This is a genomic window from Arthrobacter sp. 2YAF22_2 (assembly GCF_052114645.1).
Classification (GTDB): Bacteria; Actinomycetota; Actinomycetes; order Actinomycetales; family Micrococcaceae; genus Arthrobacter.
Genome location: NZ_JBFRFD010000081.1, coordinates 1 through 9308, shown reverse-complemented (window position 1 = coordinate 9308; position 9308 = coordinate 1). Strand labels below are relative to the sequence as shown.

General features: G+C 63.1%; 8 protein-coding genes and 1 pseudogene. 5 read left to right on the top strand and 4 right to left on the bottom strand.

The window, feature by feature from the left end; all coding sequences use genetic code 11:
* On the top strand, nt 1-425 hold a 425-nt coding region (locus AB4Y86_RS05330; RefSeq protein ID WP_441400757.1), incomplete at its 5' end, for an IclR family transcriptional regulator domain-containing protein.
* 88 nt (nt 426-513) lie between these two features.
* On the opposite strand, the pseudogene AB4Y86_RS05325 reads toward AB4Y86_RS05330, so the two are convergent.
* Nucleotides 514-570 (bottom strand): annotated as a pseudogene (locus AB4Y86_RS05325) (hypothetical protein); the annotation flags it as partial.
* Between the two features lie 1257 nt (nt 571-1827).
* Here AB4Y86_RS05325 and AB4Y86_RS05320 point away from each other — a divergent pair.
* Nucleotides 1828-2972, top strand: a protein-coding gene (locus AB4Y86_RS05320) for an IS3 family transposase (protein ID WP_441400755.1) whose coding sequence is annotated in 2 segments (ribosomal slippage) — nt 1828-2104 and nt 2104-2972 — 1146 coding nt in all. Because the reading frame shifts where the segments join, the coding sequence is not laid out codon by codon here.
* Nucleotides 2973-3617: 645 nt separating this feature from the next.
* The gene (locus AB4Y86_RS05315) at nt 3618-4673 is read left to right on the top strand and encodes a hypothetical protein (protein ID WP_441400753.1); all 1056 of its coding nucleotides are present in this window, start codon (nt 3618-3620) and stop codon (nt 4671-4673) included.
* A 435-nt stretch (nt 4674-5108) separates the two neighbouring features.
* On the opposite strand, the gene AB4Y86_RS05310 is transcribed toward AB4Y86_RS05315, so the two are convergent.
* From AB4Y86_RS05310 to AB4Y86_RS05300, 3 genes are all read right to left on the bottom strand, one after another.
* Entirely contained in the window at nt 5109-5480 is a 372-nt protein-coding gene (locus AB4Y86_RS05310; RefSeq protein WP_441400751.1) for a hypothetical protein, read from the bottom strand.
* A complete protein-coding gene (locus AB4Y86_RS05305) occupies nt 5378-6019 on the bottom strand; it encodes a DMT family transporter (RefSeq protein WP_441400749.1) in 642 nt (213 codons plus the stop codon). The genes AB4Y86_RS05310 and AB4Y86_RS05305 overlap by 103 nt, the downstream gene beginning before the upstream one ends.
* Nucleotides 6020-6133: 114 nt before the next feature.
* The gene (locus AB4Y86_RS05300) at nt 6134-7108 is read right to left on the bottom strand and encodes an aldo/keto reductase (RefSeq protein ID WP_441400747.1); all 975 of its coding nucleotides are present in this window, start codon (nt 7106-7108) and stop codon (nt 6134-6136) included.
* Between the two features lie 29 nt (nt 7109-7137).
* Between AB4Y86_RS05300 and AB4Y86_RS05295 the strand changes: the two genes are divergently transcribed.
* Both AB4Y86_RS05295 and AB4Y86_RS05290 read left to right on the top strand, forming a co-directional pair.
* On the top strand, nt 7138-8277 hold the full coding sequence (locus AB4Y86_RS05295) for a BCCT family transporter (protein WP_441400745.1): 1140 nt from the start codon (nt 7138-7140) through the stop codon (nt 8275-8277).
* A 320-nt stretch (nt 8278-8597) separates the two neighbouring features.
* The coding region (locus AB4Y86_RS05290; protein ID WP_441400743.1) for a LysR family transcriptional regulator at nt 8598-9308 on the top strand (711 nt) is incomplete at its 3' end.

The window sequence follows — 9308 nt, the reverse complement described above, 5'->3', positions numbered from 1 at the left end:
AAATAAAACACACCACCCCACTCGGAGCCCGCTACAAGGACGCCATGAGCGCCTCCGTCCAGGTCTTCCTCTCCAACGAGCCCGCGGAACGTGTCGCAGCCCTCCTGCGCAGCGGCGGAATCACCTATCCGGGGCTCGACAATGAGGGCCTCGACGGCTACAAGATCAGGCTCGGCGAGGTTTCAGTCCAGGGATGGGCAATCAACTATGGGGAATCGTCGATCGATGAAGTGGGAGTCGCCGCCCCCGTCTACGATCACCGGGGCGCCCTAGTGGCCGCAGTGCTGATCTCGGCTCCTAAATTCCGCGTCTCACGCGAACGGCTGCAGGACCTGGGAGAAGCCTGCGCATCTGCCGCGGCCCGGGTAACGACACGGCTCGGCGGCCGATTGCCAGAAAAAGCAGAGCCTTCCCGCCGTCGATAGGCCAGCCGGTAAGCGGCCGCGATGGCTGCCACGGCTTCTCGACCTCGAGTTTGCCGTAAATGTGCGCAAGACGGGTTTTCACGGTTACCTCGGAGATGAAGACCCGTTTGGCGACGACGCGGTCGCTGAGACCGGTGGCAAGCAATGAAGGAGCCGGACTTCACGCGCCCTGAGCGTAGGCGCGGGATTGCCGCGGTGCAAAACATGGGCGGCGTCGGCATCGCAAACTACGTCAGCGTGCTCGAAGCGCTATGACTCAAGAAGGCGTCCAGTGTCCCACGACGGTGAGTAGCTTCAGGGAGGATGAGCCTCTACCACCCGCCAAGGCTCAGCGGGCACATGATCCACTCCGGATCAGTTTCCATGTCATGACGTTCCCTCGGCGTTCCTGCATGAACGGGCATCAGCGCGGAACTTTCTGGACCCGCCACAGCCCTAGGTCGATCTACGAACACTCAGCAAGTCACGTTGTAAGCGCCCCCAGCCACCATGAAGTGGTGAACGCGAAAACCCAACGGAACGGACTAACGAGGATGAAGGCCCACCACAGCCACCACAGTGCGGTACCGCCGTAGACGGCCGTTCCAACACAAGCAAATAGACCGTCGGGGACCCACAGACCCGATACACAGATCAGAGGCAAGAGTGTGCACAATGTGCACGCGAAGAAACACCAAAAAGCCCCTGAACAGGGAACTTGCGCCCGAGGTGGGACTCGAACCGGGTTCCAGCCCCCGGAAATCCGCCACTCCCCCGAAAAGCTCCGCAATCCGGCCCAGTCCGGCACCAGTGCGACCCGATCCGAAGCCCAGGGTGTGCACACTGTGCACACCCCCTGTTCTGCCCACTTCTGGCGCGCCCCAACAGGGTTGCCTAAACGAGCGCCCGGGCGGGGCGCGATTTCGCTCCGGTGTGAAGAATAGGCCTCCAGAACCTGACCGGCCCCGAATAAGCACCGCACTGCGGGGCGCCCCTCATGCTGGAAATCAACGAACATCATGGCGGCGGTTCCCTCCTCTCCGAAGAGCTCATGGAGAAACGAACAGCGACCTGCATGACCAACCGACAGGCCGTACTAAACCCCTTGCACGTGCCCCGGCAAGGACTGCGCGGGCCTCGTTGTCAAGGCAGTCAGGGTAATCGCCAACAGTCACCAACCACTGGCTGGCCACCTCCGAACAGAAGCGGCGTATAGGCCGTCCCGCGGGGAGCGGCACCGCTGCCGGAAATGGGCGATTGTAAGTGTCACGGTTCCAGTACAGACGAAACCCTACGGCGCCCGTCGGTGACCGTCGGCGCTAAATGGCGGTCCCATTGCGGCGCTATTTTGGCGCCGGGGACTGCCCCCGGTTTTGTTGACTCCTTGACCTAGCGAGCTGGTGCTCGTGGAAGGATGTTGACCATGCCCACGGCTTATGGGGCGGAGTTCCGCCAGGATGTTATTGATGTGGCCCGCAAGGGCGAGGCGCCGCTGGCGCAGATTGCGAAGGATTTCGGGCTTTCGGTCACGACGCTGAAGCGCTGGATCGCCATCGCCGAGCGCAAGGAGACCGGCGCCGGCCCGGCAGCGGCCGAGTCTGCCGAGATGCGTGAGTTGAAGAAGCGGAATCGGTTGTTGGAGCAGGAGAATGAGATTCTGCGCCGGGCTGCTGCTTATCTGGCGAGGGACATAAACCCAAAATGATGTACCCGCTGGTCACGGATCTTGCCGCCGATGGTGTTCCCGTGGCGGTGACCTGCAGGGTGTTGGGATTCAGCAAGCAAGGCTATTACCGGTGGAGATCGAACCCGGTGACAGAACGGGACTGGGTCGACGCGCATTTGGTCAACGCCGCCCTGGACATCCACGCCGACGATCCTGCGTTCGGGTACCGGTTCATCGCCGATGAGCTCCCCGAGAAGGGCATCAGAGCCGGTGAGAACCGGGTCCAGCGCCTGTGCAGGCACCACGGCATCTGGTCCGTGTTCTCCAAGAAGCGTGGCCTCAATCGGAAGCCGGGACCACCGGTCCACGACGACCTGGTGGAACGGGACTTCACCGCTGCTGCGCCGAACGAGCTCTGGCTCACCGACATCACCGAACACCCCACCGCGGAAGGAAAGCTCTACCTCTGCGCGGTCAAGGACGTCTATTCCGGCAGGATCGTCGGGTACTCGATGGACTCGCGGATGAAATCCTCGCTGGCCGTCGCCGCGCTGGAGAACGCGGTGCGGGCACGCCGCCCGGCAGGGACAGTGGTGCACTCGGACCGCGGCTCCCAATTCCGGTCACGCCGCTTCGTTGAATCACTCCGCCACCACGGACTCGCAGGATCGATGGGAAGAGTCGGCGCGTGCGCGGACAACGCCGCAATGGAATCCTTCTTCTCACTGCTGCAGAAGAACGTCCTGGACCGTCAGCGGTGGACCACGAGGCAACAACTGCGGCTGGCCATCACGACCTGGATCGAAAGGACCTACCACCGCCGGAGACGGCAAAGACGGCTGGGAAAACTCACGCCAATCGAATATGAAACAATCAACCGGACCGCGCTCACAGCGGCCTAAGACCCCGAGTCAACAAAAGCCGGGGCAGTCCCATACCGCCTTCCATGAACGCGGATGCATCCGATGGTCAGTCCTACCGCCTCGGGATGGCCAGGTTGCACAAGCACCAGAGTCTGCCCCGTATGGTCCTCGTTGGTCCCAAAGTCTTCAGTACTACCGACCCACGTAATGGGCCCTCGCTGCCAGCCCGTTGGCGCTGTCAGACCCAGTTCTTCGACAACATGGCTGACATCTTCGCCCGGCTTGAGTCGGCGAACAGTCAACGCACGGATGAAGTCATGCAGGAAATTTTGGAGCCCAATCACGTCCAGCAGAGAATCGGTAAGACGGTCACCCGTATCCATCGAAACCTCCCTCAAGTACGCCCAAGTCTACGATCGATTTGGGAGATTTTCATTTGGTTTCGCGGCCGGAGATGCGCGTAGCCGGGGTCAGGACGATGTGACGCGACCACATTTGGATTAGCCGCAGCCAAGACGAAGCATGAGGATATCGTTGGCTCCTTGACAGCGCGCTTGATCAGGCGAACCATGTCGGGTAATTGGCCTGCAGTCGGGAGAATTCCGCCACCGGCGGACTGTCGCAGACGCTGGCGAGCCTTGGACTTGCGCCTCCGGTTTGGGCCATTTGGGGAGGGTTTGAATCATGACAAATTTCACGCGGGTGGGCGACAGCGGCGCATTGGCTGGTGCCGCCACTGATATTGCGATTGAGCAGCTCGGGTTTTATTCGCTGACGGCGGTAAGAACGGGGTCGGGCATTCTGAAACTGATCAACTGGAGCACTGGCGGCCCGGGCGCTGTTGCTCGGAACTCGGACAGCGACGATCAGGCAGGCGAGGTAAGCGCGATTGCCGTCGCAAGAAATCGGAACCTTACCGTCACCGCAGTCCGCGACGGCAGCGGAGATCTGCTTCTCATTTCTTGGAATGACGGGATCGGTTCGGGCCCCATCTCTCGTCTCAAAGACACTCATGGCAAAGCTGGGGCAGCCAGCATTGTCACCATCGTGCCGGGGCCGCCGAAGACAGCAGCGGACTTGGTGACGGCGGTTCGGGCGGGCAATGGCTCTCTGAAACTCATCAACTGGGCTCTCGACAACGCCACGGGAACGATCACTCGTCTGGGCGACAGCGATGACCAGGCGGGCGCAGTAAGCCTCATCGCGGTCTCCGTGCCGTCGCCGAATGTTGTGCTTACCGCCGTTCGGGCCGGTAACGGCAAGCTCAAACTCATCAGCTGGGGCTTTTCCGAAGACGGCAAGAATATTTCCCGGCTGGGCGACAGCGATGACCAAGCCGGTGGGGTGAGTGAAATCGCCATGGCGGGCCTGGTCACGGCGGTCCGGGCTGGCAATGGCTCGCTGAAGCTCATCAGCTGGTCGCTGTCACCGGACGGCACACAGATCCAGCGGCTTCACGACAGCGACAACCATGCCGGCGCCGCGACCTGCATCTGCATCTCGCGTTTAGGCGACGCGCGATACGTGACAGCGGTACGAGCCGGCAATGGTTCCTTGAAACTGATCAGCTGGGATGTCGATCCGAACAGCGGAATTATCCAAAGAACTGGGGACAGCGATGACAAGGCGGGTGCTGTCAGCGACGTCGCTTTGGCCGTGCCCAGCGGAAACAACATCACGACCGCGGTGCGTGCTGGCAACGGGACGTTGAAGCTCATTACGTGGCGAATGGAGGACTAGAGACCGTATGAAGCGCGCGGGTGGGCAGACATAGGACTGGAACGAGGGTGCAGGAGGTTCGGGGGTCATCCATCTGCGTCACGCAGGCGCACGCTGAGGATCGGCTTACGGCAGCCGTTACTTGCTGGTTCGACGTATCGTCTCGGTACAGTTGCCCCATGTTGGACGCCCCTCTCGAGTCCCTGTCCCGAGACTTGCATGAGCACGGCGAAGGCGAGACTGCCCAGTGGATATCGCCGTCGTGCGGTGAAGGATCCTCTGATGGCCCGCCGGACCCGGTAGGTTCTTGGTTCCGCCTTGACCGAGTGGTCCTCGTTGGTGGAGTTGCCAACTCAACCGCACCGGGCCTGATCACCTCCTATCCTGGCGCTGCAGGAGGTAGCGCTGTTCGCACTCTGCGTCGTTCCACAGGAAGCTCCGCTTCGGTTCGGTTCATCAGGGCGTTGCGCTGGCCGGTTCCTTTTTGACGGTGGCCAGCAGGAGGACTCCGGCGACGGCGGTTGCCCCGGCGAGAAGGAAGGCAATAAATGCTGGCGCCGGGGCTGTGTCGGCCTCGCCGAGGACGGTGATGCCTAGGGTGACGGCGACGAGCGGATCGATGACTGTCAGGCCTGCGACGACCAGTTCGGATGTTCCTCGGGTGTGAGCGTTCTGGACCAGGAAGGTCCCGGACAGGGCCGCAATGACCAGCCCTGCCAGGCAGGTCAGGGACAGCCACTCGAAGTCGCCCTGGAAGAGTCGGGCGATGACGGTTTTGGCCAGAGCCGCGACGAATCCGAAGAGGATCCCGGCACCGACGGTGAACACGACGGCCCCCACCGGTGGCGCCAGAGACCGAAACCGGTACCCAGCGCGGCGAGGACGACGACTAGCAGTAGCAGGATGGTGATGAGGTGCCGGTCGCTGATTTCAACGTCTTGCGCGGAGACGGCCGCAACCGCGACGAATACCCCGACGCCGGTGATGCACAAGGCTACGGATGTGAGCGCGCGGCGGCCGGGGGAGCTGCGGGTCATCCTGGCAGTGGCCAGGGTCGTTACCACCAGGGCGACGGCGCCGATGGGTTGCACAACGATCAGGGGTGAGAACCTCAGGCTCGTGAGCTGCAGGAGTATCGCTGCTCCCAGCATGGCCGTCCCGGCCAGCCAGATGGGTTTGCGCAGGAGGGCCTGCAACCGGCCCCCGCCCATGCTCCCGGCGGCACGCCCCTGTGCGGGTCCCTGATCGTCAACGGCTTTGTGCTGGAAGAGGGTGCCGAGGGCCAGCAGCACCGCTCCGGCGACGGCGATCGGGATGCCGAGCCAGTGATAGGACGACAATGCCGGTACGGCGACAGTCTGGATCATGGTCCGACCCTACAGGTGCCGCCGTTTAGCGCTGCGGTCCACAAGTGTCCGAGATGTTGCCTTGCTGGGAGTTCTTTCAAGTTCATCTGCATCTCAGAGTCGGGGGTGGTGTGCTCAGTATCCGGCGACCGCATGTGGGACGTAAGGACCTTCCAGGTCGGCCTTTTCGTCGGGGGTGAGCGTTAGTTCCAGCGAGGCGAGGGCATCCTGGAGGTGGGCACGTTTGCTTGCCCCGACTATCGGCGCACTGACCAAGTCGTTGGAGTGGACCCAGGCTAAGGCGACCTGCGCGCGGGGCACGCCGCGGCGTTCTGCGATGACGCGCACCGCTTCGGAGACCGCCCTGTCGCTTTCCTCGGTGGTGTAAAGCGTCTTGCCGAACTCGTCCTTCTCTGAGCGGTTGGTTTTCTCGTCCCAGTCCCGTGTGAGCTTCCCGCGAGCTAGCGGACTCCAGGGCAGTATCCCGATTTTCTGGTCTGCGCAGAGGGGGAACATTTCGCGTTCCTCCTCCCGGTAGATCAAGTTGTGGTGATCCTGCATGCTGACGAAACGGGTCCATCCGTTTGATTGCTGCAGGTGAAGCGCTTTGCTGAACTGCCAAGCGGCCATCGAGGATGCGCCGATGTAGCGGACCTTGCCTGCTTTGACGACCTCGTGAAGGGCTTCCAGAGTCTCCTCGATCGGCGTATCGGGGTCCCACCGGTGAATCTGGTAGAGGTCCACGTAGTCCGTTGCCAGCCGGGTCAGGCTGGCATCAAGCTCCGCGAAAATAGCCTTGCGTGAAAGGCCCCGCCCGTTCGGACCGTGCCGCATCGCGCCGTGCACCTTCGTGGCGATGACGGTTTCGTCCCGGCGGGTGAACTCGGCCAGGGCCCGGCCCAGGATTTCCTCGCTTGAGCCGTTGGAGTACACGTTGGCAGTGTCAAAAAAATTGATGCCTGCCTCCACGGCCTGGCGGATCAGCGGCCGGCTCTGGTCCTCCGGTAGCGTCCAGGGATGCGGACCCCGGTCCGGGTCCCCGTACGTCATGCATCCCAGGGCCAGCGGCGAGATATCCATGCCGGTGTTTCCGAGTTTGATGTATTCCATGGGCGATCTATGCACTGATCGGCCTGGCGATGGCCTGGTTCCAGTTCAACCGCAATGGGCGCGGGCTGGTCAGCGATATGCTGCAGCCGATCATCGGCCGCCACCATCGCGGCTGGATCGGCCGTGTCGTCAACATCGCGGCGGTGGTCGCCACGGCGATCGGCGTGGCGACGACGCTCGGCTTCGGCACCATCCAGATCGCTGCAGGCGTGGAGCGCGTATTTGGCCTGCAGGCGACTGTACCGGTGCAGATGACCATCATCGCCATTGCCTTCGTGCTGTACATGGCCTCGACCGCCAGCGGTGTGGAGCGCGGCGTGAAGTGGCTGTCCAACTTCAACCTGGCACTGGCTGCATTGCTGGCCGCGACCGTACTTGTGCTGGGGCCGACTGGCTTCATCTTCGATACGTTCACCACCACGCTGGGTTCCTACCTCAACCAGTTGGTGACCATGAGCCTGCGCATGTCACCGTTCTCCGGCAGCACGTGGGTGGCCGACTGGACGATCTTCTACTGGGCCTGGTGGATTTCGTGGGCCCCGTTCGTGGGTTCCTTCATCGCGCGCATCTCGCGCGGCCGCAGCGTGCGCGAGTTCGTGATCGGCGTGGTGTTGGCACCGACCCTGCTGGGCTTCTTCTGGTTCGCCGTGTTTGGGGGAACGGCATTGTGGGCGCAGATCTTCGGCCACGCCGACCTTGTGCAGGCGCTGGGCAATGGCTATGAGACGGTGCTGTTCACCCTGTTCGACAGCCTGCCGGCGTCGCTGATGCTGTCGGCAGTGGCGTTGGTGCTGTTGATGATCTTCTTCGTGACCTCGGCCGATTCGGCGGTTCTGGTACTGGCCAGCATGTCCACCGACGAAGCCGGGGATCCGCCGCTGAAGCGCAAGCTGGCCTGGGGCATCGCGGTAGCGTTGATTGCGGCGGCATTGCTGCTGGCGGGCGGGCTGGATGCGCTGCAGGGCATGATCACGATTGCCGCGTTGCCGTTCGCGCTGCTGATGGTGCTGGTGATGGTGTCGCTGTACCGGGTCCTGGACCAGGAGTACACGCGGGAGCGGCGGCAGGCGCAGCGCCAGCGACGCATGATCGATGCGTGGATCGCACGCGAGATGGCAGCGCAGGAAGAGACCCAGGCGGAGGCAGCACGCGCGCAGGATCAGGATTGAGGGTGTTTTGCAGCCTGCGGCTGCACCGCTTTTTTCAGGCAAAGGCAAGGGCCGAAGCCAAGGCGGCTCTGGGTTATTGCTGGTTGGGCGGGGCGGTRTGGGTGGGCAGGACACGCCGTAAACCCWTCCMTGGGGGCTCGATGGCGCCATCCATGGCGCCAACGGTCCTGCCYACCCACACCGCCCCRCCTCTGACAGATYKCCGCGATCTGTCGGAACGGCATGGCCTGCYCTTGGTGGGTGTCGACCTTGGTCGACACGGTWGATCCACGCCATGCGTGGATSACGATTCCCGGCGTCGGGCTGGATAGACTGCATCCATGTCCATCGAACTTCGCCACCTGCGCTACTTCCTTGCCGTTGCCGATACCCTGCACTTCGGCCAGGCGGCCGAGCGGTTGGGGATGTCACAGCCTCCGCTCAGCCAGCAGATCCGGCAGCTGGAGGAACTGATCGGTGCGCGGTTGTTCGTGCGCAGCCACCGGCGTGTGCAGCTGACGGCTGCGGGGGAACTGCTGCAGGAACGTGCGCGCAGCATCGTGCAGCAGGTGGAATCGGCGGTGGATGAAGTGCAGCGCGCGCAGCGTGGCGAGCAGGGTGAGCTGCGTATCGGCCTGACCCGGGCCACGCCGTTGTCACCGCAGATTCCGCGTTCGATCCTGCAGTACCGCCAGCAGTATCCGCAGGTGCGGCTGCAGTTGAGCGAGATGAACACCCTGCAGCAGATCGACGCGCTGCTCGATGGCAGCCTGGATGTGGGCATCATCCGCAAGCGCACGCTGCCGGCCGAGCTGGTGGCGCACAGCCTGTTCGTCGATCCACTGGCGTTGATCCTGCATGCCGACCACCCTGCCCTGCGTCGCCTGTCGAAAGGCGGGACGCTGGCGTTGCGGGATCTGGCGCAGGAACCGTTCGTGGCATTCCGCCGCAGCGCCGGGGCGGGCATCCATGACCACATGATCGCGTTGTGTGCGGCGGCGGGCTTTACGCCGCGCATCGTGCAGGAGGCCGGTGAGGCGTCGACGTTGATC